Here is a 25,557-nt window from a genome sequence, read left to right on the forward strand (position 1 = left end):
CCTCTTAACAATTCAATTCTAATTCTCTATAAGTATCTAATATTTCGCTTACTTGATCTGGTTTTACTTTACCATAAACTTTACCATTTACAGTAACAACTGGAGCTAAACCACATGCCCCCAAACATCTTAAACCTTCTAAAGAAAATTTAAAATCACTAGTAGTTTCTCCAACTTTTATACCAAGCTGTTTTTCAAAAGCACTTAATATCTTATCAGCACCTTTTACAAAACATACAGTACCTAGACAGACACTTATTTTATACTTACCTACAGGTTCTGTAGTGAAATAAGAATAGAATGTAACAACCCCATATACCTTTGCAGGAGCTACTCCAAGTCTTTTAGCAACATGAAGTTGTACTTCTTTTGGAAGATATCCAAATATACCTTGAGCTTCATGTAGAACTTGTATCAAAGCACCTTCTTTTGTTGCAAGAGAGTCAATAAATATATCTAATTCGTCAAATAACTGCTTGTTGTGTGAAATAAAATCGCACATAACAAATCCCCCTTTTCTTTTTAAAGTTATTATTTTTCATAAAATAATTAACCATGCGTTGACACCAATATTATGTTGGTGAACAAAACCAAAACAATAAAGAAAGAATAATATACAACAATTTCTTTATTCATAAAAACAATGCAAAAAAGTTACCTATTAAAAAAAAACTATACTAGTCTATTATAATATAAAATAATTCAGAATAGTTAAAAAAAATAAAAAAAATGGACTGAATTCAATAAAAAAAAAATAATACATATAAAAAACTTTAAAAAATAAACCAAAAGGTAAAATTTTTATAAAATAAAAGATTTATAAAACTGATGATAATAGTCGAGAAATTGATTCCTTGATTTTTATATAAGTAGACCTAGAATTATATACATCTAATGTTATTTCTTTTGAATCTAAAATATCATTTTCAAATATAACTCTTTGCTCTAGTGCTTTTTTTGAAGAGTACATAAAGGCATTTACTTCAAAATTAAGCTCAAAGCTTCTTATATCCATATTAGCTGTTCCTATAGAACATATAGAGTCATCTATAACTATTGTCTTAGCATGTAAAAATGCATTTTCACCATAAGTGTAGATTTTAGCTCCAAATTTTAAAAGTTCTCCAGCATATGAATATGATGCCCAGTATACAAAAGGATGGTCAGGTTTAGAAGGAATCATAATTCTTACATCAACACCAGATAAGCAAGCTATTTTTAAAGTATCTATAAATGTTGAGTCAAGTATTAAATAAGGACTCTGTATATATATATACTTTCTAGCTTTCTGAATCATTTTAAGGTAACCATATTTAATTTCATCGAGCTCTGATATATCTGGACCACTTGATACTATTTGAATCCCAATATTTTCAGAAGGACAATCAGAAGGTGTTTTACTTTCTGCGAAGTACTTTTCTAAATCTAAATCTTCTTTAGTTGTATATCTCCAATCAAGGATAAATCTCATATTTAGGTCAATTACACAATCACCAGTAAGTTTAGTATGTGTATCTCTCCATAGACCAAATTTTGGATTTCTACCTAGATATTCGTCTCCAACATTGTATCCACCTACAAATCCTACTTTTCCATCAATGACAACAATTTTTCGGTGGTTTCTGTAGTTTAAGTTAAAGTTTACAATTTTTAAGAATGATGGAAAGAAACTTCCAACTTTAACACCACTTTCTTTTAATCTAGAAAGTGTACTATTTTTTAGTGTTCTACCACCGACGGCGTCAAATAAAAGTCTTACTTCTACACCTTCTTTGGCCTTATCTACTAGAATGTCAATTATTTCAGTTCCAATTTTGTCATCTTTGAAAATGTAAAACTGTATATTTATATATTTCTTTGCTTTCTTAAGTTCTTCAAGAAGAGTGTTAAAAAATTGACTAGACTCAGCGTAAATCCACACATCATTATTATTGGTATAATGAGCATTATTTGAATTAGCTAATGCATAAATCATATCCTTATGTTGATGTATTTCTGAATCAATTTCAGATGTAGATTGTAATTTAACTTGAGTATCTAGTATATTGCTTTTGATTATCTTATCGTCCTTTTCTTTTACTCTAAACATATTGTTTTTTGAAATATTTCTACCAAAAGCCATATAAAGTATAAATCCAAGAGCTGGTATTAATACTAATATAAGAAGCCATGTTAGAGTTGTGTTTATATTTCTCTTTTCTCTAAAAATGAGATTTAGTATAACCATGAAATTAATTACATATATTGTAGTAACTGCTATTTCATATATTGACATTTCGAAAAATGATATATTAAACATAAAATTTCCTCCTTTTGGGTATTTAGTAAAATCAGTAATTATATATAATAACTCGAACATATATCTATTATATATAATACCTCAATAATAAAAAAGTAAAATAAATAATCAAAAGGTAAATTTTTCAATTTAAATATAATTATTTCGAAATTAACAAAGTTAGTATATAATAAATAATATAATTATATAAACATAAGTATATATAAGCATATAGAATATTTTTTATATTAATAAAATTTATTATATATCATATTGTTATTATATAATTATTGCCATAAAAAGACAAGGAAAAGTATAATTTTTAAGGGGGAAGGATTTATGAGTAAAGGATTCTTGACACCTGGGGAAACTGCACAAGCAACTATAAGTGCAGGCATTAAAAAAGCGAATATTTCAACACAAAATGCAATTTTATTAGGTTTATTTGGAGGAGCATTTATAGGTTTTGGGGGATTGGGGAGTATAATAGTTAGCCAGACTTTTGGTAAGATAGACCCAGGAATAGCTAGTTTTTTAAGTGCTATGGTCTTTCCAGTAGGTCTTATGCTTGTAGTGGTAGCAGGAGCAGAGTTATTCACTGGAAATACTTTAATGTTTATTCCGCTTATGGACAAAAAAATAACATTGGGAAAAATGCTAAGAAACTGGGGACTAGTTTATTTTGCCAATCTAGTAGGTTCACTACTTTTAGTGGCACTTGTATACTATTCTTCTACATTAACAGGGGATGCAGCTACAAAAGCCATAGCTGTAGCAGAAGCTAAAGTTAATTCAACGATAGTTTCAATGTTTTTAAAAGCAATACTTTGTAACATTTTAGTAGTTTTAGCTGTATGGATGGCTACAGCATCTCAAGATATAGTATCTAAGTTAGCTTCATGTTGGACAGTAATAATGTTATTTGTTTTATGTGGATTCCAACATAGTGTTGCAAATATGTTTTTTATACCAATGGGAATGGCATTAGGAGCAGATATTACTATGGTTCAATTAATAACTAATTTGGTATTTGTAACGCTTGGAAATGTAGTTGGAGGTTCTATAATAGTTGGAGGAATTTATTATCTTTGCTATGTGAAAAATAGTTAGATAAATAATACGAATTAAATAGCCTTTTAAAGCATTGATATCAGCGATATTGATGCTTTTTTTAAATTATTTATGTTCTTTTATATGTTGTTATTTTTTTTTTTTTACTTTATTATATATTTATTGAATATAGTTTGGAATTAAAAAACTTAAAAATATGAAATCTGTATGATAAGCAAAATCATATATTATTGAATATAGTTAATACTATACATTAATATAATTTAGATAATACTGACAACTGAAGTTTAGTATAATTTGGGAGGAAATGCAATGAATAATCAAGATATATATGAAAATTTATTAAATATATTAAGCAAAGATGATATAAAAATAGATGAACCTATGAAAAAACATATCTCATTTAGAGTTGGAGGTCCAGCAGATATATTGGTTAGACCTAGAACTGAAGAACAGCTAAAAAGTGTACTTCAGTTAGTGAAAAAAGAATCTATTCCATATTTAATAATTGGAAATGGTTCAAATATTCTAATTAAAGATGGTGGAATAAGAGGCATAGTAATAGAACTTGCAGATAACTTTAATTCTTATGAGATAAAGGGTACTAAAATAATTGCTCAGTCAGGAGCTTTATTATCTGTTTTAGGTAAAGCTCTACAAAAACAAGAACTAAAAGGATTTGAGTTTGCCTCAGGTATACCTGGAACATTAGGTGGAGCATTAGCCATGAATGCAGGAGCATATGGTGGTGAAATGAAAGATATAGTAAAATCAGTAAGATTAATAGATATGGAAGGAAATATCTTTGAACTGTCAAATGAACAGATGGAATTTGGGTATAGAAAAAGTATAATAGCGAAAAATGGATATATAGCTTTATCAGCAGAAATAGATTTGCAAAAAGGAAATTATGATGAAATAAAAAGTTTAATGGATGATTTAACAACAAGAAGAACAACTAAGCAACCATTAAATTTTGCTAGTGCAGGAAGTACATTTAAAAGACCAACAGGATATTTTGCAGGTAAGTTAATAGAAGAAACTGGATTAAGAGGACTTACTTTGAGAGGTGCTCAAGTATCTGAGAAGCATTGTGGATTTGTGGTTAATTTAGGAGAAGCAAGTGCTAAAGATATTTTAGATTTAATATATGTTATAAAAAGTGCTGTATATGCCAAGTTTGGGGTTATGTTGGAAGAAGAAGTCAAAATACTTGGAGAGGATTAACAAATGAAGATATTGGCTGATTATCATACACATACATTATATAGTCATGGTAAGGGAACTATTGAAGATAATGTAAAGGTGGCCATTGCTAAAGGGATAAAGACAATAGGAATATCAGACCATAGTTATAAGCATATTGCATATGGTGTAAAGACGAAAGATATTCATAAAATGAGAGAAGACGTAAATTCTTTGAATGATAAATATAGTGATATAAATATACTTTTGGGTATGGAGTGTAACATATTAGATGATAAAGGTAATATAGACATGGATGACAAATTTTTTAAAGAACTTGACTATATCATGGCTGGATACCATTTTGGTTCTACTCCTACATCATTTGGAAGTTTATTAAATCATTGTAATAACTATATTTTTAAAACTGAAAAAGCAAAAGAGTATAATACAAAAGCTGTAATAAATGCTATGAATAATAATGATATTTTTGTAATTACACATCCTGGTGATAAAGGTGATGTATATATAGAAGAAGTAGCAAAGGTAGCAAAAAAGACAGATACGAGGCTTGAAATAAATAGTAGCCATTCTTTTTTAAATGTAAAACAAATAAACGAAATAAAAGAAATAGGAAATAAATTTATAATAGGGTCAGATGCACATTGCCCAGAAAGAGTGGGTGATTTTAAACGAGCTATGAAAGCTGTATATGATTCAAATATGGATATATCATTAGTAGAAAATATTATAGTGTAATAAACAAAAGATAAAAGTGTAATAGACTGAAGATAAAAAGGAGGAGTTAGCAATGAAATTTGTTATAGTTACAGGTCTTTCAGGGTCTGGAAAAAGTGAAACAATGAGAGCTTTAGAGGATATGGGATTTTATTGTGTAGATAATCTACCTCCTGCTTTGATAACTAAATTTGCAGAATTATGTTATCAACCAAACTCAAGTATTGATAAAGTTGCTTTAGGTATAGATATAAGAGGAAGAAAGTTTTTTGAAGCTCTTCATGAGAGTTTAAACTACTTGGAAAAAGAAAATTATGAATATGAAATGGTGTATTTAGATTGTAATGATGATGTATTGTTAAAGAGATATAAAATGACAAGGAGAAATCACCCATTGGCGAAAGACATGCAAATTCCAGAAGGTATAAAAATGGAAAGAAAAATAATGGAGCCTTTAAAGGGATTTTCTACATGCATAATTGACACAACTAATATGAAACCGAAAGACCTTAAGGAAGAAATAAAGAAAATATACTCTTCTGGTGAAGAGAATCCTAATCTAACTATATCTGTAGTATCTTTTGGATTTAAACATGGTATACTTGCTGACGCAGATTTAGTATTCGATGTAAGATTTCTTCCTAATCCATATTATATTGAAGAATTGAGATCTAAAACTGGTGATGATAAAGAAGTCAGAGATTATGTCATGAATTCTAAAATTAGTGAAGAATTTTATGTGAAGCTTTTAGATATGATTCATTTCTTAGTACCTCAATATATAGAAGAAGGAAAACAACATCTAGTAATTGGTGTTGGATGTACAGGTGGAAGACATAGGTCAGTTACTATAACAAATCTTATAGCGGAGGATTTATCTAATAAAGGATATAGAGTTGTAAAAAAACACAGAGACTCTATGTTACGATAATGGAGGCAAACATGGCTAAATTACTTATTATTGTAGGAATTTTAGGTTGGATTGCATTAATTGTATCGTTATTTATATATAAGAAAGCAAAAAATGAAAAAGTAAGGTTATTTCAGAGGTCTGTTATCGAAAATAGAGACCCCAATGTAGTAGTAATAGGTGGAGGAACTGGTCAATCAGTGTTTCTGAGGGGGCTTAAACACTCTACACAGAATATAACTGCGATTGTTACTGTTGCTGATGATGGTGGAGGTTCAGGAGTATTAAGAGAAGACTTAGGAATGCTTCCACCAGGAGATATAAGAAATTGCTTATTAGCACTTGCAAATATAGAACCAACTATGAATGAAGTTATGCAATATAGGTTTACAGAAGGACTTTTAAAAGGTCAAAGTTTTGGAAATCTATTTTTAGCTGCTATGAATGGATTATATGGAAACTTTGAAAAAGCTGTGTATAAATTAAGTGAGATTTTTGCTATAACAGGTAGGGTTTTGCCAGTAACACTAGAAGATGTAAACTTAGTTGCTAAATTAAAAAATGGTGAAATAGTAAATGGTGAATCTAGTATACCTGAAGAATCAAAGAATCAAAAAAGTTCTATTGATGAAATTTTCTTAAATCCTAAAGATGTTAAACCATTAGGAGATGTTATTGCATCTATTTATGATGCTGATATTATAATTATGGGTCCTGGAAGTTTATATACGAGTATAATACCAAATCTACTTGTAGATGGTGTTGTAGACGCCATTAAAGCCTCTTTAGCACCAAAAGTGTATATATCAAATATAATGACTCAGCCAGGGGAAACAGAAGGATATAATGTATTAGAACATGTTAATGCGATAATAAAGCATACTGACAATAATTTGATAGATTATGTGATAGCAAATAACGAAATATTGCCAGAAGGAATGCTTGATTTATATAAACAAGATGGAGCAGAACAGGTTTTACTAGATAAAAAACAAAAAGATAAGTTAAAAGAGATGGGTATAAAAACTGTAGAAAAAAATTTGATTGAAATAAAAAATAATTATATAAGACATGATGCAAAATATATATCTAACATAGTTATTGAGTTAGCCCTAAGTCATAATTACAACAAAAGTTAGTAAAAAAGGATTTTAAAAAAAAGTGTAGAAATCCTTATCATTATGTTAGTTTTAAGGAGTGAACATCGATGAGAGAAGAGGTTAGTGCTGGTGGTGTAGTCCTGTTTGGCAATACAATTCTTTTACTAAGGAAGTTCAATGGAGATTGGGTGCTACCCAAAGGAAAAGTAGAAGAAGGGGAAAATAACCAAGAGGCAGCGTTACGTGAAGTAAGTGAAGAAACTGGAGTAAAAGCAGATATATTGAAATATTTAGGTGAAATACATTATACATTCAAAGAAAACTGGGATGAAAATAGAGCAGTTCATAAAACAGTTTTTTGGTACTTAATGCAAGCGAAAAATATGGATACTATTCCACAAAAAGAGGAAGGCTTTATTGATGCTAAATTTATCCATCTAGATAGAGTGGTAGACCTAGCTAGGTATGATGATGAAAAGGAGATAATAAAGGTTGCCTTACAAGAAATAAAAAAAAGGTTAAAGAAAAATTAGTTAATGGGTGATATATATGTCTTTTTCAACTGAAACCAAAAATGAACTAGCGAGAATTGTATCTGAGAATGAATGTTGTAATATAGCTGAACTGTCAGCTCTAGTTAAATCAGGGGGAAGTATACAAATTGTTGGATATAAAAAACTAAATTTAAAAATAACAACAGAATTAAACTCAATAGCCCGTAAAGTCTTTAAGTTATTAAAAAAGAATTTCAGCATAAATACTACAATTTCTGTAAATAAAAATCAAATGTTAAAGAGAAATAATAGTTATGTGTTAATGGTAACAAGTGAAATGGGTTCAGAAATGTTATTAAAAAAGTTAGGTGTATTGGAAGAAAAAGAGGGATTTTTTACTATAAATAGAGTTCCAGAAAGTTTAGTTAAACATGATGGATGTAAAAGAGCCTTTATAAGAGGAGCTTTTCTTGGTGCAGGTTCTATAAGTGACCCAGAAAAAAACTATCATATGGAATTTGTAACTAACAATGAGGATTTTGCAGATTCATTAAAAGAACTTATAAATTCTTTAGGCTTTAATAGTAAAATTGTGGCTAGAAAAAATAACTATGTTGTTTATCTTAAAGAGAGTGAACAAATATCAGATTTGTTAAGTATTATAGGAGGACACCACGCTCTTTTAAGTCTCCAAAATACTAAAATAGTAAAAGAAATGAGAAACAATGTAAACAGAATAGTAAATTGCGAGACAGCTAACCTTTCTAAAACAGTAAATGCAGCCGTAAGACAAGTAGAAAATATTAGACTAATACAAGAAACTATAGGGATTAGTAGCTTACCAGAAAATTTACAAGAAATAGCCAAGATTAGAATTGAGTATGAAGATATGACTCTCAAGGAACTTGGAGAGATGTTAGATCCGCCAATAGGAAAATCTGGTGTCAATCATAGACTTAGAAAAATAGAAGAAATCGCAACAGACTTGAAAAAAAAATCATTATAATAAATTTGAGGGGACAATCTCAAAATAAGAATTAATTTCAACATATAGGGCTATAGGTGGAAGTTAATTCCTATTTTGAGATAAAAGTCTCTGTTTTTGTTTTAATACGTGTATTTGTGGTAAAATTAAATTTATAAAACAGGAGGTGATTTAATGGAAAAAGATTTTGCTCATCTTCATGTACATACTGAGTATAGTTTACTTGATGGATTTTCGAGGGTGAAAAAACTTATAAAAAGAGCTAAAGAATTAAATATGAGTTCAATTGCTATTACTGACCATGGCTGTATGTTTGGTGTTATAGATTTTTATAAAACAGCTATAGAAGAAGGAATAAAACCAATTATAGGGTGTGAAGTTTATACAGCTGCGCGTGGATTAAGAGATAAAGACCCTAATTATGATAAATATCAAGGACATTTAGTTTTATTAGCTAAGAATATGGAAGGCTATAAAAATTTGATAAAAATAGTCTCGACTTCATATGTAGAAGGCTTTTACTATAAGCCTAGAGTCGATATGGAAGAACTTAGAAAGCATTGTGAAGGGATTATAGCACTTTCTGCATGTCTTGCAGGAGATGTTGCACGTGCTTTGATGAATAGAAATTATGAAAAAGCAAAAAAGTTTGCCATTGATTACAGAGATATATTTGGTGAAGAAAATTTCTTCTTAGAAATTCAAGACCACAATTTACCAGAACAGAGAGAAGTGAATTCTGGTTTGGTGAAATTATCCAAAGAACTTGGTATTCCATTAGTTGCTACTAATGATGTCCACTATGTAAATAAAGAAGATTCAAAAATACATGATGTTCTTATGTGTATTCAAATGGGTAAAACAGTAAATGACCCAAATAGAATGAGATTTGGAAGTGATGAGTTTTATCTGAAATCAAGAGAAGAGATGGAAGAATTATTCCCATATGCACTAGAGGCTATTGATAATACTGTAAAAATAGCTGATATGTGTAATGTAGAGTTTGATTTTAATACTATACATCTTCCTAAATATGATGTACCAGATGGATATACACCAGAAACTTATTTAAGAGAATTGTGTTTTAATGGATTAAAAGAGAGATATGATAATCCTGATAGTGAGATACTAGATAGATTAAATTATGAATTAGACGTAATTGAAAAAATGGGTTATGTGGAATACTTTTTAATAGTTTGGGACTTTATAAATTTTTCTAAAGAAAATAATATTATAGTAGGACCAGGTAGAGGTAGTGCGGCAGGTTCAATAGTAGCATATACACTTAAGATAACTGATATAGACCCAATAAAATATTCTCTCCTATTTGAACGTTTTCTAAATCCAGAACGTATATCTATGCCAGATATAGATATAGATTTTTGCTATGAAAGAAGAGAAGAAGTTATAGACTATGTAAAGCGAAAATATGGTGATGACCATGTTGCACAAATAATAACTTTTGGAACAATGGGTGCAAAAGCTGCAATAAGAGATGTCGGAAGAGTATTAGATATAGGCTACAATAAGGTTGATAAGATAGCCAAAGAAATACCATTTGCTTTAGGAATGACGATAGATAAGGCATTAGATACAAATCCAAACCTTAAGGATTTATATGACCAAGACCCTGAAACAAAAGAGATAATCAATATATCAAAGCAAATAGAGGGAATGTTAAGACATGCTTCCACTCATGCAGCAGGAGTTGTTATATCCAAAAATCCTGTAGACGAGTATGTACCTCTATACAAGCATCAAGATGCAATCACAACTCAATTTACTATGACAACACTTGAAGAACTTGGTCTTTTAAAGATGGACTTTCTTGGATTAAGAACACTTACAGTTATAAGAGATGCACTTGATTTAATAGAAAAGAATAGAACAATAAAAAATTATACTGAAAATATAGATTTTTCAAAGATGGACTATGATGATCCAAAAGTATATGAAATGCTTTCATCTGGAAATACTTTAGGAGTATTCCAGTTAGAAAGTGCTGGTATGAGAAGTTTTATGAAACAGCTGAAGCCAGATAATTTTGAAGATATTGTAGCAGGGATATCTCTATTTAGACCAGGTCCTATGGACTCTATACCAGCATATATAAAAAATAAAAGTAATCCAAAAGATGTAACATACTTACATGAGAAATTAAAACCAATAATGGAAGTTACATATGGATGTTTGGTATATCAAGAACAAGTTATGCAAGTTGTTAGAGATTTAGGTGGATATAGTTATGGTCGTAGTGACTTGGTTAGAAGAGCCATGAGTAAGAAAAAAATGGATGTAATGGAAGAAGAAAGACAATATTTTATTCATGGGAAATTTGATGAAGATGGTAACATAGAAATTGCAGGATGTGTTAGAAATGGTGTAGAAGAGGAAATAGCCAATAAAATATTTGATGATATGATAGATTTTGCTCGTTATGCATTTAATAAGTCACATGCAGCTGCATATGGAGTTTTAGCATATGAGACAGCTTATTTAAAAACATATTATCCTGTTGAGTTTATGGCAGCTTTAATAACTAGTGTTATGGGAAATACTGATAAGGTAGTTGAATATATAAGAGAATGTAAAGCATTAGATATAGATGTGTTACCACCAGACATAAATAAAAGTTTTTCAAAATTCTCGGTTGAAGGTGACAACATAAGGTTTGGCCTGGCTGCTGTAAAAAATGTTGGTGTGAATATAATAAACAATATAATTGATGAAAGAGAGTCTAATGGATTATTTATAGACTTAGTTGATTTAGTTAAGAGATTAGACCAAAAAGATACAAATAAGAGAGTAATAGAAAGTTTAATAAAATGTGGAGCTTTTGATAATATAAGTGAAAATAGAGCTAGTTTGATGGCTGGTTATGAAACTTTACTAGAAAGTGTATCTATGGACAGAAAGAAAAATGTTCAAGGTCAAATTTCATTATTTGATGCTTTTGGAGATAGTGAAGAAGATAGCGACTTTCAACAAATATATAATCTACCTAAAAGACCAGAATATGAAGAAAGAGAAAGACTTAATCTTGAAAAAGAAGTCCTGGGAATGTATGTAAGTGGGCATCCTTTATCGCAATTTGAAAAAGAATTACAAGAAAAAACATCTATAGATAATGGAAAGTTAAATTCATTAAAAGAGGATGAAGAGTCATATATACAAATGAATGAAACAGATGCAATAATGGGTGGGATGATTGTAAATAAAACGATAAAAACCACAAAAAGAAATGAAATTATGGCATTTATTGAGTTGGAAGATTTATATGGTGCAATAGAAATAATAGTTTTTCCTCAGTTATTACAAAAATATAATGTTATTTTGAATGAAGACAATATAATTTATGTAAAAGGAACATTAAGTATAAAAGAAGGCGAAAATGCAAAACTTATAGCTAGAGAAATAAAAGATATAAAAGACAATACTGACTTTGAAGCTAAAAAATATAATTCAGTAAGAACTAAAAATGTACAAAATGTTAAATTAGAAAGTGGTAAAAAACTGTATTTAAAAATAGATAGTATGTCTGACACAGATACAACCTACAGTATTATAGAAATAGCAAAGCAATATCCAGGTAATGACAGTATATACTTATATCCTATGGACGAAAATATAAATGGTAAGCGCAAAGCATATAAAATGACAGGAGTATCGACTTTTATATGTGATGAATTTGTAAACAATTTAGAAAGATTACTTCCTAAGGATAACATAAAGATAAAAGCTTAATTTTTTGGATAAAAATCTAAATATATTATAATAATATGAAAAATATTGTCCGTTTTGTGATATAATATCACAAAATGGACATTTAAGGACATTTAATTTTTTTAGTCTTGATGGGATTGAAAAATGATATAGGGACGAAAAAAGTCCATTAAGATGTGATAAGAATGATTATAATAAAAATTTGACATAAAATCCAAGGAGGTAAAAAATGAAAACTATAGGATTACTAACAAGTGGAGGAGATGCTCCAGGAATGAATGCTGCAATTAGAGCGGTTGTAAGGTCAGCAATATATTATGGATGCAAAGTATATGGAATCAATAGAGGATATAAGGGATTATTAGAAGAAGATTTAACTGAAATGAACTTATCTTCTGTTGGAGATATTATACACAGAGGAGGAACTATACTAAAATCTTCTAGATGTGAAGAATTCAAAACAGAAGAAGGTAGATTAAAGGCAGTAAAAATTCTTAAAAAGTATAAAATTGACTGTTTAGTTGTAATTGGAGGAGACGGTTCATTTACAGGAGCTCAAAAACTTAGTGACTTAGGATTTCCAGCTATAGGTATACCAGGAACTATAGATAATGACTTAGCGTATACAGATTATACTATAGGATTTGATACTGCAATGAATACTATTATAGATGCTATAGGTAAAATAAGAGATACATCATCATCTCATGAAAGAGTTAATATAGTAGAAGTTATGGGAAGACACTGTGGAGATTTAGCTTTATATGCAGGTCTTGCAGGGGGAGCTGAAACTATAATAGTACCAGAAGTAGAGATTAAAGTAGATGAAGTTGCTTTAAGATTAAAGACTACTCAAAAAAGAGGTAAGAGACACAGTATAATCGTGTTGGCAGAAGGAGTTGGAAGTGCTAGCGATTTAGAGAAGGAGCTTAAAAAGGAATCAGGAGCAGACTTAAGAGTAACTGTATTAGGTCATGTTCAAAGAGGAGGAAGCCCAACTGTATTTGATAGAATACTAGCAAGCAGACTTGGTGTAAGAGCTGTAGAATTATTACTAGATGGAAAGTCGGCTAGAGTTGTCGGAATAAAAGAAAACAAAATAATTGACTTAGAAATAAGTGAAGCTTTATCTCAAAAGAAAGTTTTTGATAAAGAAGCTTATGAAATGGCAAAAATATTATCTATATAAATCTTAGTATTTAAAATAAATCTGTGAAATAATATTTCAGGAGGAGCAAATATGTTAAATAATGTAAAGAAAACAAAAATTGTTTGTACGCTAGGGCCAGCGTCACAAAGTGAAGAAGTTTTAACTCAACTTATGCAAAATGGTCTTAATGTGTGCAGATTTAACTTTTCCCATGGTTCACATGAAGAACACAAGGAAAGAATAGATATGGCAAAAAAAGTTAGAGAAAAACTAAATAAACCAGTTGCTATATTATTAGATACTAAAGGTCCAGAAATTAGAACAGGTAATTTTGCAGACCCAGAGGTATCTTTAGAAGAAGGACAAAAATTTACTATAACTATGAAAGATGTTGTAGGAACTAAAGAAATATGTACAGTAAGTTATAAAGGTCTTGCTGAAGATGTTAAAGTAGGAGATTCTATACTAATAGATGATGGTTTAGTTGGTTTAAGAGTAAAAGAAATAAAAGGCGAAGATATAATATGTATCGTTGAAAATTCTGGAATAGTAAAAAATCATAAGGGAGTAAATGTGCCTGGTGTAAAAATAAATTTACCAGCAATAACTCCTAAAGATATAAGCGACATAGAATTTGGAATAAGTCAAGGTATAGACTATATAGCTGCCTCATTTGTAAGAAAAGCATCGGATGTACTAGCAATAAGAGAAATCTTAGAGAATAACAATGCAACTGATATACAAATTATATCTAAGATAGAAAATCAAGAAGGTGTAGAAAACTTAGATGAAATATTAAAAGTCTCTGATGGTATAATGGTAGCTAGAGGTGATTTAGGTGTTGAAATACCTACTGAAGAAATGCCAATAGTTCAGAAAATGATGATAAAAAAATGTAATGAATTAGCAAAACCAGTTGTAACTGCTACACAAATGCTTGATTCTATGATAAGAAATCCAAGACCAACAAGAGCAGAAGTTACAGACGTAGCTAATGCTATATATGATGGAACAGATGCAATAATGTTATCTGGAGAAACTGCTGCTGGAAAATATCCTGTAGAAGCTGTAAAGATGATGGCCACAATAGCAAAAAGAACAGAAGAAACTTTGGATTATGATAGATTGTTAAAGGAAAATGGTACTAATAATGTTACAGTAACAGATGCAATAAGTCATGCTACTTGTACAACAGCTGTAGATTTAAATGCATCAGCTATAATAACATCTACTTCTTCAGGTTATACTGCTAGAATGGTGTCTAAATTTAGACCAAAATCTCCAATAATAGCTACTACAAATAATGAAAAAACTATGAATAAACTAGCTCTTACATGGGGAGTTTATCCAGTTAAATCTTCTGTTGCAGGAAATACAGATGAAGTTATAGAAAAGGCAATAGAAGCAGCTAGACAAGCGGATTATATAGATAATGGAGAACTAGTAGTTATAACTGCTGGAGTACCAGTAGGAGTGAGCGGAACTACTAACTTAATAAAAGTTCATGTAATAAGTGAAGAAATTGTTCAAGGGATAGGTGTAGGTAATCAAACAGTAGAAGGTAAAGTTCGTATAATAAAAAATGGAGATACTTGTGTAGACTTCAATAAAGGAGATATATTAGTTTCTACAACTACTGATGCTGAAATGAACAATTATATAGAAAAAGCAGGAGCTGTAGTAACTGAAAATGGTGGAATGACATCGCATACAGCTATTGTAGGAATAAATTTAGATATACCAGTTGTTGTGTCTGCAAATGATATAACTAATCTAGTAACAGATGGAGAAGTTGTAACAGTAGATGCATCAAGAGGTGTAATATATAGAGGTTCAACTAGAGTTTTATAAGAAAATAATAAATTTATTTTGTCAAGGGGCTTTATAAGCTCCTTTTTTTTTGGTAAAATAAAATATTGTAGCTTAGTAAAAAATATAGTTTAGTTAATAGCAAGATTTTAATATAAATTTAAAGAAAAAAATTTGTAAGGGTTTGAATTTAATATGGTGATTGGAGGGTGATTTATGCTTTCAAAAAACGAGATGTATATTGTAGATATAGTAGACATTGGACAAGGTGGAGTAGGCGTTGGAAAGTACAATGGTATTACAGTTTTTGTAGAGGGCGGATTGATACAAGATAAAGTTAAAGTTAAAATTAATAAGGTCAAGAAAAATTATGCAGTAGGAGACATTGTTGAAATAATAGAGAAGTCTCCATTTAGAGTAAAAAGAGTGTGTAGTGACAATCTTAAGAATTGTGGAGGGTGCCAAATACAAGATTTAGACTATAATAAACAACTTGAAATGAAAACAAATGAAGTTAAACAAGTACTTACAAGAATAGGTAAGTTGGATGATGTGATAGTTCATGATACTATAGGCATGGAGAAGCCATATAGATATAGAAATAAAGCTCAATTTCCAATACAAAAGAACAATGGAGTTCCTATTATTGGTTTTTACAAAAAGAAGACTCACGATGTAATATCGACAGAAAAATGCGTAATACAACATGAACTAAATGATAAAATTGTTAAGATAATAAAAACATATATAAGAGCTTATAAGGTAAGCATATATGATGAAAAGGCTCAGACTGGAGTAATTAGACATTTGGTGACAAAAATTGGATTTACGACTAAAGAAGTAATGGTTGTATTAGTTGCTAATGGAAATAGACTTCCATATCTTAAAGAATTAGCTTCAGTATTAGAGGAAAATATACCTGGATTTAAGACTTTAGTTGTAAATATAAATGAAAAAAATACGAATGCCATTCTTGGAAAAGAGAATATAGTTGTGTATGGAGATGGTAAAATAAATGATTATATAGGAGATTTAGTATTTGAGATTTCTCCATTATCATTTTTTCAAGTAAATCCTATACAAACTAAGGTGTTATATGATAAAACTCTTGAATATGCAGATTTAAAGGATACTGATACTGTTTTTGATATTTATTGTGGTATAGGTACAATATCTTTATTTTTAGCACAAAAGGCTAAAAAAGTTTATGGAATAGAAATTATAGAAGATGCTATAAAAGATGCTAAGGTAAATGCTAGGTTAAACAATATACATAATGCTGAATTTTATGTGGGTAAGGCAGAAGAGGTTGTCCCTAAGATGTATAGTGAGGGTAAGGCTGCTAATGTTGTAGTTGTAGACCCACCTAGAAAGGGTTGTGACGAAAAGGTTTTAGAGACAATTATTTCAATGAATCCTGAGAGAATTGTTTATGTTTCTTGTAATCCTTCTACTTTAGCAAGGGATTTAGATTATCTAAATATGCATGGATTTAAATGTATTGAGGCACAGCCTGTAGATATGTTCCCTCATTCTACACATGTGGAAACTGTAGCTAAGATAATCAAGCAATAGCAACGTTTATATTAAGATTTAAACAATAAAAACAGGAAAGGCTCTTTAGGGAGCCTTTTTTCTATTTCATAATTCAATAATGAACAAAATTAAAGTTCTGTTTTTTAATAATGAACATACATTGTAATTATTATTCTTTGCAAGTATGATATTTCTAGGAGGATTACTAAAGATGCAGATAAAAAAAGAAGAAATAAAAAAGAAAATTGCAGAAGTTGCAACAAATGAATTTTTAAAAAAAGGTTATGAAAATTCTTCTATGAGAACTATAGCAAAAAAAGCTCATACATCTATTGGAAATATGTATAATTACTATCCTAATAAGGAAGCACTTTTGAAATTTATAATAATGCCAACTATCAATGTAGTTGAGGAAAATCTATCAAAGCACATTTGCTTAGAAGAAAATAAAGTGTTAACAAAGGAATCAGCTTTACTATATCTAGAGGATTTAAACAACTTTTTAGAAAAAAGTGGATTTAAATATTTTCTAAATAAAAATATGATTATTCTTCTTAAGTTAGAAAGCACTAATTTAGTAGTTTACAAAGAAAGAATTATTAATGATTTATGTAAGCATTTACAATGGCATTTAAACATAGAAGATTTTCATTATTCTAAAATGATAATTAATATGTTAATAGATTGTATGAAATACATACTCATTGAGTATGAGGACTCATATGAAGCATACTTGCAGTTTTCTAAAATATTTCGCATACTTTGTACGGGATTAATTGGACAAATATAACAATATTGTCTAAAAATAAAATATCATTAATTAAAATGAGAGGAGCATAGTAAAATATGCAATATTATTACAATCAAACAGAATGGAAATTAGTTCAACCATATTTACCTTTAAATAATCAGTTAAGAGAAAAAAATTTACCTAACGAATATTTTATAAAATGGGAAGGAATAAACATTCATATTGACCACTATAAAGTTGATAATCACAAGGGTACTGTTATTGTATTTCATGGGGTTGGTGGGAATGGGCGATTGCTTTCAAGTCTTTCTCTACCTTTAGTAGAAGCAGGATATGAAGTGATTTGCCCTGATTTGCCACTTTATGGGAATACAGAAATTTTAAGTGTTTTGGAAATTACTTATGATACATGGGTTGATTGTGGGACTTTTTTGGTTAACTACTTTCAAGATAAAGGTAAAAAAATATCATTATTTGGACTAAGTGCAGGCGGATTTTTAGCATATCAAGTGGCCTGTAATTGTAAAAATATATATGCATTAATGGCTTCTTGCTTTTTAGACCAACGTATTCCAATAATAATTGAACAAACAGCTATTTCACCACTCATAGGAAAAGTAAGCAAAAAATGCTTACCTATAGCAAATAAATTATTTCCCAATTTCAAGATACCAATTAAACTAGTTGGCAATATGAAAAAAATTGTAAATAATAAAAACTTAGCTAAAATTCTTATCAAGGATAAAAAATCTTCTGGAAGTAAGGTAACAATCTCTTTTTTATATCGGATGCTGAACCTTTCTGTTAGTATAGAGCCAGAAAATTTTAATGATTGTCCAGTATTATTAGTTCATCCTGAAAATGATTGTTGGACAGATATATCATTAAGTAAACTGTTTTTTGACCGATTAACAGGCGATAAAAGGATTACTATGCTTGAAGGTGCAGGGCATTTTCCAATAGAAGAAAATGGATTGAATAAAATGAGTAGTACTTGTATTATATTTTTGGGACACTGTTATAAAATAACAAATTTATAGAATTATATTTATTCTCTCTATCTATTATCATAAGAAAAAATATAAAAACACTTAATATAAAAAATTAATATTGAGTGAATATTAGATTTGAAAAAGCCCCTAAATGCTATAGAATAAAGAAATTAGACAAACCTAAATATATGAGTACATTAAATTATACTTGAATATAAAAATATTTTGTGGTAAAATATCAGCAATAATATTAGTAAAGGAGTGTCTTGCTTTATGTCAGAGTTATATATAATGGTAACCAACAAATAAATAGTTGGAGACACATATGTATTCTGTTTAATCAGAATTTTTAAGTGTATTTTTGATACATTTAATTGTTGTGTCTTACTCTGCCTTTATAGATAACTAACATATGACAACAAATAATAATATTATTATATATTACTTTGTTAAATTATGGTGTAGTGGGCTTTAATCTGCTACACCGTTATTAATTTTACATAGTGTTATTTTGAATATAATTATGTTGAAATAGAAAAGATTAAATTTTCTAGTCCACAGGAGTTTTCTGTTTTTGTGTAGGTAAATATGTATACTACATAAAGAGGCAGATATAAATACCTGTGGATTTTTTTGTGGAAAATACAAGATATGGAGGATTTAAAAATGAATTATACAAATAGAAAGCGAGCTTATTATCAGGATAACACTTGTCTAGATAATTTTATTTGCAAAAAGTGTGGTTGCCTTGTAATTCCAGAAGGCTCTGGGACACAGCATAGAAATCACTGTCCTCATTGCCTACACAGTCTTCATGTGGATATTATTCCTGGTGACCGTGCCGCAGATTGTGATGGTGATATGGAACCCATTGGAGTATGGGTAAGAAAAAATGGTGAGTGGGCAATCATTCATCGTTGTACACGCTGTGGTCATCTTAGCTCTAACCGAGTGGCAGCAGATGACAATCCAATGAAATTAATGTCGATTGCATTAAAGCCATTAGCACAGCCACCTTTCCCTTTGGAAAAAATCACTGAAATCATGGAGAAGGAGGAAGAAAAATGAAGAGCACAGAGCAGATTGATTTGAGAGAATATGGTCTGGACGACAGTTTTATTGCTCAGATTGTCGAATATCCTGATTTGTACCTTGCACGAATTGTGTCACAGGAAAAGAGTATATATCAGGCTATCTGTGCAAATGGTGAACTTTTTGCAGAAGTTTCAGGAAAACTACGTTTTGAGGCTACCATACCATCTGACTTTCCAGCTGTTGGCGATTTCGTTATGTTGGATCGTTGCACTGACAAAAATGGTAATGCTATTATTCATCATGTGCTCCGCAGAAAAAACCTGTTCGTGCGTAAGGCTTCTGGAAAGACAAATGAGGAGCAGGTGGTTGCAGCTAACATTGACATTGTTTTTCTGTGCATGTCATTGAACAAGGATTTCAATCTTCATCGATTGGAGAGGTATCTGTCTCTAGCATGGGAAAGTGGGGCTATTCCAGTAGTGATACTCACTAAAGCGGACCTGTGTGACAACTTGCTTCGCAAGCTACAGGTAATTGATTCTGTAGCTTTTGGTGTGGATGTAGTCGTTACCTCATCTATAGAGCCATATGGATGGCAACAGATTTTCAAGTATATCAAACCTGGATGTACTGTTGCTCTGCTTGGCTCCTCAGGAGTCGGAAAGTCTTCATTAATTAATTGTCTGTTGGGTGAGGAATGACTGAATACAAAGGAAATTCGCATAGATGATGATAAGGGGCGACATGCCACGACTAGAAGGGAGTTGTTTCTAATCTCAGGTGGGGGTATAGTTATTGACACACCAGGTATGCGAGAGTTAGGAATGTGGGATGTTTCAAATGGACTGGATAAAAGCTTTACAGATGTGGAAGTTTATTTCGGAAAATGTCGTTTCCGCAACTGTACCCATACCTCAGAACCAGGCTGTGCTATTTGGTCAGCCATTGAGCAGGGTAAACTTTCGCCTAAAAGGTGAGAATCTTATCGTAGGCTGAAAACCGAAGCAGTCTTTGCAGAAGATAAGGGCAACTATTTGGCAGAAAAGGAAAAGAAATTCAAAAACATTGCAAAAATAAATAAAACAATTCAAAAATATTTAAAAAATAAATAAGATAATTCAAACCTGAGTGTAGTCATTTTTACCTATTTATTCATTCGTTGATGGATTGAAAAGCTACTTATTTATTGAAGTTTTAGTTATCTGAGAGCTAGAGGAACAGACACAGAGCCGATGAACTTGTGAGTAGTAGCAGTTATCGGCTCTGTGTCTAGATACTTTTTATGTTCTTTTAGTATCCATTTACAAATACATCAAATAATGCTTAAAAGCAGTTGTTGCATTTACTTATCTAACAAAAGGCGTTTGTGGTTGTAATCACCAATAGGATTCTTACTATAGATGTATAATTATATAGATGTATCAGTTTAAATAAAGATAGAATAAAGCAATAACATACCAGTTAGGAGGTTATTTTATACATCTGAAATTCTTTAATCTTAAAACCAACTAAAATTTCCTTTGTTGTTTCGTTTTGTATAATATAGAGCATAATCAGATTGTTTATATAAAGATTGAAAAGTATCTAAATTACTTTCTAGTTTTGATATACCTATAGAGCAAGAATTGCTATCAGAACATAACTTTGCAACTTTTTTTGCCTTATTTTCAACATCTTCCTTAGACTGATTGATATATTCAAATACAGCAAATTCATCTCCTCCAAGCCTTCCAATAATAGCATCATTGGCAAACACTTTAGTCAAAATATTAGCAAATTGTATTAATATTTCATCTCCTCTAACATGGCCAAATATATCATTTATTTGCTTAAAATTATCTAAATCAAAAATATAAAAATACCCACATGAAGTAGTTTCTAGCATTTCTTTTATATGTACTTCAAAAAAATGACGATTATATAATCCAGTCATAAGGTCTTTTTCTGATTTTAACTTAAACTCATGAGCCATAGCTAGAGCTTCCTTTGCTTTTTCAGTTATTGTTTTAGGATAGTATTCATCTTTTGCTTGCTCAAAGTTTGGAATAGAATGGTGTACATGGAGCAGTGTGATTTTACCATCTATAACTTTGTATACCATAGTAAATCTAGTATCCATTTCTATATATATGTCTTTTTCTAAGTACTCTTCTTCTATTACCCATAGCGTTCCATATACTATAAAAGTTTCATTTGTAACTTTAGTACATGAGTACCATTCATCTATAATTTTAAAATTTATTTCTTCTGATTCTTGTTGGTCTTTTTCAAGATTTATAATGAAATTTTCTAATGATGTATAGAATTCATGCTTTCCTGTTCCAAACAATGTAAAATTATCATCTAATAAAGAAATGATAAATTGTACGCCATCATCATCTGGATTTAAAGTATAAATGTGCCAGATTTTTTTTGATAAATCACATAATTGTTCTTGTACTGTATTATTTTCCATAGAGTAACCCCTTAAGATTTTTAGTTTATAATTCTTTTAGTTAGTACTATTTATTTGGAAGCTTGTGACAATATTATAATATAAAATTAAAAAAATTGCATCTGATTTGTATAATAGTGTACTTTGGAAGAAGGGAGTATAGGAGTGTTATTTCTAATATAAATACTGTATTTTTAAATTTTGCTTAAACTAATTAATGAAATTAAATTTCAATTGTAAATAAATAAGATAAATATATGAGTATCTTAAATTATACTTGAACATAGAAAAGTTTTATGATAGAATATCAACAATAATATTAGTAAAGGAGTGTCTTAATGTCGGAGTTATATATAATGGTAACCAACAAATAAATAGTTGGAGACGCATATGTATTCTGTTTAATCAGAATTTTTAAGTGTATTTTTGATACATTTAATTGTTGTGTCTTGCTCTGCCTTTATAGATAACTAACATATGACAACAAATAATAATATTATTATATATTACTTTGTTAAATTGTGGTGTAGTGGGTTTTAATCTGCTACACCTTTATTAATTTTACATAGTGTTATTTTGAATATAATTATGTTGAAATAGAAAAGATTAAATTTTCTAGTCCACAGGAGTTTTCTGTTTTTGTGTAGGTAAATATGTATACCACATAAAAAGGCAGATATAAATACCTGTGGACTTTTTTTGTAGAAAATACAAGATATGGAGGCAATAAAAATGAGTATTATTGAACTTAATGAACTGACTAAATCTTATAGAAGATTTGAGAAAGAGCCAGGACTTATGGGAAGCATAAAATCTTTATTTAATAGAAAATATACAGAAAAAACAGCTATATCATCCCTTGATTTAAAAATAGAGGAAGGAGAATTTGTCGGATTAATAGGTCAAAATGGAGCTGGAAAAACAACTCTTGTTAAGATGATGACTGGAATTATTGCGCCATCATCTGGAAAAATTTCTGTCATGGGTTATTATCCAAATAAGTTAGAAAATAATTTTAAAAAACAATATGCTGTTGTTATGGGGCAAAAAAGTCAGCTATTTTTTGAATTGACACCAGCAGATACATTTCTATTGTTTAAAGAACTATATGATATATCTGATGAAGAGTATAAAAAGAATTTGGATTACTTTATAGAGTTGTTTGAAGTATCTGATTATCTAAATGTTCAAGTTAGAACACTTTCTTTAGGAGAAAGAATGAAAATGGAGCTTATTGTAGCACTTCTTCATAATCCTAAAATTTTATTTTTAGATGAACCAACAATAGGTCTAGATGCAGTGGCACAAAAACAAATTAGGTATTTTCTGAAAGAAGTAAATGAGAAAAAAGGTACTACAATAATGCTTACATCTCATTATATGGAAGATATTAAGAGCCTTTGTAGTCGAAGTATTGTCATAGAAAATAGTCATAAAATATATGATGGCTCTACAGATGAATTATTTAACCATTTTCAAAAATACAAGAAAATAACAGTTAGTTTTACTGATGAAACCAAAATTTTATTTCCAAAAGACTGTAAGATTATTGAGCAAACAAAACATAAAACATCAGTAATTGTGCCAAAAGAAAAGGGGAATGAAACTGTTAAATGGATTTTTGATAAGTATGATGTTGAGGATGTAACAATTGAAGAAGAAGATATAGGGAATGTTGTAGAACGAATATACAAAGAAGGATGTGAAGAGTATTATGAACAACTATAATGAAGCATATTCAAGACAATCATTGTTTTATAAATTTAAACAAAATATAAGAAAGTACTATGAAATAGCTAAAATTAATTTCAAAGTACAACTTATTTGGAGGTTTGATGTAGTAGTTAACATGATGTTTACTATTATAAAAATTTTATTTGCTTATATTTTGTGGAAGGCAATTTTTGGTGAAAATGACATAGTTTCTGGCTTTACATTTAATTCAATGTTGTCTTATTATATAATAAGTTCATTTTTATCAGGTATTGATATGTCAAGAAGTACAAGTGAGGAGATATGCAATCGTGTAAAGTTGGGTACATTTTCAAAATACATGATTATTCCGATTGATACACAAAATTATTTTTTTGCTAAAAATTTAGGAATGACCTTTTTTTACTTAGTATTTAATCTAACTTCTGCTTTTGTATGGATTTTTATATTTAAAATAGATTTTGCTTTTACATCAAATCCAATACAAATTTTAATTTCAATTTTGATGATTTTCTTAGGGCTTGTTTTTATGATTCAGCTTCATTTCTTTATTGGAATTTTATCATTTAAATTTCTAGAGATTGGTTTTTTTAGAATGATAATCGATAATATAACTGAATTTGTTACAGGAACAATGATACCACTTGTACTTTTACCAGAAGTTGTAGTAACTATTATGAAGTTCTTTCCATTTTATTACACAACCTATTTACCATCTATGTTATTAATAGGTAGAAATAGTAATGAGGCAGTGCAAGGACTGATTATTATAGCATTATGGGTCTTATTCTTTTTTATATTAAATAAAATTGTCTATAAAAGGATGAGAATACTATTTGATGGGGTGGGGATATAATGAAAAAAAATTTTAAAATAATATTTATGTTACTAAAAATGAAATTATCAAAAATGATGGTGTTTAGATTTGATTTCTTTGGAGCATTTTTTGTAGATAGTTCATTATTTATATTACAATTGTTAATGTTTAATGGTATTTATTCTCATGTAGATTCAATAGGAGGTTGGCATCGTGGAGATATGCTAATATTTATAGGAACTTTTTCATTAATAAATGCTATAAATATGACCATTTTCTGTTTTGGAATCTATGATATTCCACGCAAAATTCAAGAAGGAGAATTAGATTATTATATTACAAAGCCAATAGACCCATTGTTTAGATTGACATTTGAGAATATTAATATTGGTTCATCACCTTTAATTTTGGCAAGTGTCTTTATAGTTGTATATGGAATATCTGAATTAAATTCAGAAATAACTTTTATTATGATAATAGCATATATATGTATGGTTTTATTGATGACATTGCTTTTTTATGATGTGTGTATTATATTTCGAACAATTTCATTTTTTGTTATATCATCCTCTGCTATAATGAGATTAGAAGGTAATTTACTACCAATGAATATGAAAATTCCAGGTGTAATTTATGAAGGTATTTTTAAACTACTATTTTATTTGATTTTGCCATATGGAATTATGTCAACAATCCCAACTCAAATTTTGTCTGGGACATTAAAAATAAAAGGGTTAATCTACTCAATTGGTATTGTATTTGTTTTTACAGTATTTATGTGGAGATTTTGGAAACTAGGAATGAAACATTATAAAAGTGCAAGTATTTAATAAGTT

The 25,557-nt window shown here is 29.5% G+C and carries 20 protein-coding genes and 1 pseudogene; 18 read left to right on the plus strand and 3 right to left on the minus strand.

Annotation, left to right across the window (positions count from 1 at the left end; genetic code table 11):
- Positions 1-4 precede the first annotated feature (4 nt).
- Together KGF48_RS02850 and cls are read right to left on the minus strand one after the other, a co-directional pair.
- A complete protein-coding gene (locus KGF48_RS02850; protein ID WP_227435580.1) occupies positions 5-502 on the minus strand; it encodes a complex I 24 kDa subunit family protein in 498 nt (165 codons plus the stop codon).
- A 315-nt stretch (positions 503-817) separates the two neighbouring features.
- Positions 818-2,299, minus strand: a complete 1,482-nt coding sequence (cls, locus tag KGF48_RS02855; protein WP_227840588.1) for a cardiolipin synthase — start codon at positions 2,297-2,299, stop codon at positions 818-820.
- 318 nt (positions 2,300-2,617) lie between these two features.
- Here cls and KGF48_RS02860 point away from each other — a divergent pair, with 318 nt between their 5' ends.
- The 15 genes and pseudogenes from KGF48_RS02860 (at position 2,618) to rsgA (ending at position 20,734) form a co-directional block, all read left to right on the plus strand.
- Positions 2,618-3,388: a formate/nitrite transporter family protein gene (locus KGF48_RS02860; protein ID WP_227840587.1), complete on the plus strand. Its 771-nt coding sequence runs from the start codon at positions 2,618-2,620 to the stop codon at positions 3,386-3,388.
- A gap of 273 nt (positions 3,389-3,661) precedes the next feature.
- Complete coding sequence (murB, locus tag KGF48_RS02865; RefSeq protein ID WP_227840772.1) at positions 3,662-4,576, plus strand: UDP-N-acetylmuramate dehydrogenase; 915 nt, start codon at positions 3,662-3,664, stop codon at positions 4,574-4,576.
- Between the two features lie 3 nt (positions 4,577-4,579).
- Positions 4,580-5,293: a PHP domain-containing protein gene (locus KGF48_RS02870; RefSeq protein WP_227840771.1), complete on the plus strand. Its 714-nt coding sequence runs from the start codon at positions 4,580-4,582 to the stop codon at positions 5,291-5,293.
- Between the two features lie 52 nt (positions 5,294-5,345).
- Positions 5,346-6,203: an RNase adapter RapZ gene (gene rapZ, locus KGF48_RS02875; protein WP_227830031.1), complete on the plus strand. Its 858-nt coding sequence runs from the start codon at positions 5,346-5,348 to the stop codon at positions 6,201-6,203.
- Between the two features lie 11 nt (positions 6,204-6,214).
- Entirely contained in the window at positions 6,215-7,321 is a 1,107-nt protein-coding gene (locus KGF48_RS02880; protein WP_227830030.1) for a gluconeogenesis factor YvcK family protein, read from the plus strand.
- Between the two features lie 68 nt (positions 7,322-7,389).
- The gene (locus tag KGF48_RS02885; protein WP_003416968.1) at positions 7,390-7,815 is read left to right on the plus strand and encodes an NUDIX hydrolase; all 426 of its coding nucleotides are present in this window, start codon (positions 7,390-7,392) and stop codon (positions 7,813-7,815) included.
- 16 nt (positions 7,816-7,831) lie between these two features.
- Entirely contained in the window at positions 7,832-8,782 is a 951-nt protein-coding gene (whiA, locus tag KGF48_RS02890; protein ID WP_227840770.1) for a DNA-binding protein WhiA, read from the plus strand.
- 153 nt (positions 8,783-8,935) lie between these two features.
- Positions 8,936-12,505 carry a DNA polymerase III subunit alpha gene (locus KGF48_RS02895; RefSeq protein WP_227830028.1) on the plus strand — a complete coding sequence of 1,190 codons (3,570 nt, stop codon included), beginning with the start codon at positions 8,936-8,938 and terminating at the stop codon, positions 12,503-12,505.
- A 208-nt stretch (positions 12,506-12,713) separates the two neighbouring features.
- The gene (gene pfkA / locus KGF48_RS02900; RefSeq protein ID WP_227830027.1) at positions 12,714-13,673 is read left to right on the plus strand and encodes a 6-phosphofructokinase; all 960 of its coding nucleotides are present in this window, start codon (positions 12,714-12,716) and stop codon (positions 13,671-13,673) included.
- A 51-nt stretch (positions 13,674-13,724) separates the two neighbouring features.
- Positions 13,725-15,485, plus strand: coding sequence for a pyruvate kinase (pyk, locus tag KGF48_RS02905; protein WP_227830026.1), 1,761 nt, complete (start codon positions 13,725-13,727; stop codon positions 15,483-15,485).
- A gap of 174 nt (positions 15,486-15,659) precedes the next feature.
- A complete protein-coding gene (gene rlmD, locus KGF48_RS02910) occupies positions 15,660-17,018 on the plus strand; it encodes a 23S rRNA (uracil(1939)-C(5))-methyltransferase RlmD (RefSeq protein WP_227867728.1) in 1,359 nt (452 codons plus the stop codon).
- A gap of 172 nt (positions 17,019-17,190) precedes the next feature.
- On the plus strand, positions 17,191-17,769 hold the full coding sequence (locus KGF48_RS02915; RefSeq protein ID WP_227840434.1) for a TetR/AcrR family transcriptional regulator: 579 nt from the start codon (positions 17,191-17,193) through the stop codon (positions 17,767-17,769).
- Between the two features lie 56 nt (positions 17,770-17,825).
- Entirely contained in the window at positions 17,826-18,770 is a 945-nt protein-coding gene (locus tag KGF48_RS02920) for an alpha/beta fold hydrolase (protein WP_227867729.1), read from the plus strand.
- 618 nt (positions 18,771-19,388) lie between these two features.
- Positions 19,389-19,790 carry an RNHCP domain-containing protein gene (locus KGF48_RS02925; protein WP_227840432.1) on the plus strand — a complete coding sequence of 134 codons (402 nt, stop codon included), beginning with the start codon at positions 19,389-19,391 and terminating at the stop codon, positions 19,788-19,790.
- Positions 19,791-20,011: 221 nt separating this feature from the next.
- Positions 20,012-20,734 (plus strand): annotated as a pseudogene (gene rsgA / locus KGF48_RS02930) (ribosome small subunit-dependent GTPase A).
- A 521-nt stretch (positions 20,735-21,255) separates the two neighbouring features.
- Here the strand turns inward: rsgA and KGF48_RS02935 are convergent.
- Positions 21,256-22,212: a diguanylate cyclase domain-containing protein gene (locus tag KGF48_RS02935; protein ID WP_227830020.1), complete on the minus strand. Its 957-nt coding sequence runs from the start codon at positions 22,210-22,212 to the stop codon at positions 21,256-21,258.
- A gap of 711 nt (positions 22,213-22,923) precedes the next feature.
- Here KGF48_RS02935 and KGF48_RS02940 point away from each other — a divergent pair.
- From KGF48_RS02940 to KGF48_RS02950, 3 genes are read left to right on the plus strand one after another with little or no spacing between them, the layout of a single operon-like run.
- Entirely contained in the window at positions 22,924-23,919 is a 996-nt protein-coding gene (locus KGF48_RS02940) for an ATP-binding cassette domain-containing protein (protein ID WP_227840431.1), read from the plus strand.
- The gene (locus KGF48_RS02945; protein ID WP_227867730.1) at positions 23,906-24,760 is read left to right on the plus strand and encodes an ABC-2 family transporter protein; all 855 of its coding nucleotides are present in this window, start codon (positions 23,906-23,908) and stop codon (positions 24,758-24,760) included. Before KGF48_RS02940 ends, KGF48_RS02945 begins: the two co-directional genes overlap by 14 nt.
- Positions 24,760-25,551 carry an ABC-2 family transporter protein gene (locus tag KGF48_RS02950; protein ID WP_227840429.1) on the plus strand — a complete coding sequence of 264 codons (792 nt, stop codon included), beginning with the start codon at positions 24,760-24,762 and terminating at the stop codon, positions 25,549-25,551. Before KGF48_RS02945 ends, KGF48_RS02950 begins: the two co-directional genes overlap by 1 nt.
- Positions 25,552-25,557 lie beyond the last annotated feature (6 nt).

Origin of the sequence: Clostridioides sp. ZZV15-6388 (assembly GCF_020657755.1) — a bacterium.
GTDB lineage: Bacteria > Bacillota > Clostridia > Peptostreptococcales > Peptostreptococcaceae > Clostridioides.

Excerpts from the sequence above, each read along its gene's own strand:
- KGF48_RS02850 (WP_227435580.1), bottom strand. The coding sequence starts at position 502 with ATGTGCGATTTTATTTCACACAACAAGCAGTTATTTGACGAATTAGAT.
- cls (WP_227840588.1), bottom strand. The coding sequence starts at position 2,299 with ATGTTTAATATATCATTTTTCGAAATGTCAATATATGAAATAGCAGTT.
- KGF48_RS02860 (WP_227840587.1), top strand. The coding sequence starts at position 2,618 with ATGAGTAAAGGATTCTTGACACCTGGGGAAACTGCACAAGCAACTATA.
- murB (WP_227840772.1), top strand. The coding sequence starts at position 3,662 with ATGAATAATCAAGATATATATGAAAATTTATTAAATATATTAAGCAAA.
- KGF48_RS02870 (WP_227840771.1), top strand. The coding sequence starts at position 4,580 with ATGAAGATATTGGCTGATTATCATACACATACATTATATAGTCATGGT.
- rapZ (WP_227830031.1), top strand. The coding sequence starts at position 5,346 with ATGAAATTTGTTATAGTTACAGGTCTTTCAGGGTCTGGAAAAAGTGAA.
- KGF48_RS02880 (WP_227830030.1), top strand. The coding sequence starts at position 6,215 with ATGGCTAAATTACTTATTATTGTAGGAATTTTAGGTTGGATTGCATTA.
- KGF48_RS02885 (WP_003416968.1), top strand. The coding sequence starts at position 7,390 with ATGAGAGAAGAGGTTAGTGCTGGTGGTGTAGTCCTGTTTGGCAATACA.
- whiA (WP_227840770.1), top strand. The coding sequence starts at position 7,832 with ATGTCTTTTTCAACTGAAACCAAAAATGAACTAGCGAGAATTGTATCT.
- KGF48_RS02895 (WP_227830028.1), top strand. The coding sequence starts at position 8,936 with ATGGAAAAAGATTTTGCTCATCTTCATGTACATACTGAGTATAGTTTA.
- pfkA (WP_227830027.1), top strand. The coding sequence starts at position 12,714 with ATGAAAACTATAGGATTACTAACAAGTGGAGGAGATGCTCCAGGAATG.
- pyk (WP_227830026.1), top strand. The coding sequence starts at position 13,725 with ATGTTAAATAATGTAAAGAAAACAAAAATTGTTTGTACGCTAGGGCCA.
- rlmD (WP_227867728.1), top strand. The coding sequence starts at position 15,660 with ATGCTTTCAAAAAACGAGATGTATATTGTAGATATAGTAGACATTGGA.
- KGF48_RS02915 (WP_227840434.1), top strand. The coding sequence starts at position 17,191 with ATGCAGATAAAAAAAGAAGAAATAAAAAAGAAAATTGCAGAAGTTGCA.
- KGF48_RS02920 (WP_227867729.1), top strand. The coding sequence starts at position 17,826 with ATGCAATATTATTACAATCAAACAGAATGGAAATTAGTTCAACCATAT.
- KGF48_RS02925 (WP_227840432.1), top strand. The coding sequence starts at position 19,389 with ATGAATTATACAAATAGAAAGCGAGCTTATTATCAGGATAACACTTGT.
- KGF48_RS02935 (WP_227830020.1), bottom strand. The coding sequence starts at position 22,212 with ATGGAAAATAATACAGTACAAGAACAATTATGTGATTTATCAAAAAAA.
- KGF48_RS02940 (WP_227840431.1), top strand. The coding sequence starts at position 22,924 with ATGAGTATTATTGAACTTAATGAACTGACTAAATCTTATAGAAGATTT.
- KGF48_RS02945 (WP_227867730.1), top strand. The coding sequence starts at position 23,906 with ATGAACAACTATAATGAAGCATATTCAAGACAATCATTGTTTTATAAA.
- KGF48_RS02950 (WP_227840429.1), top strand. The coding sequence starts at position 24,760 with ATGAAAAAAAATTTTAAAATAATATTTATGTTACTAAAAATGAAATTA.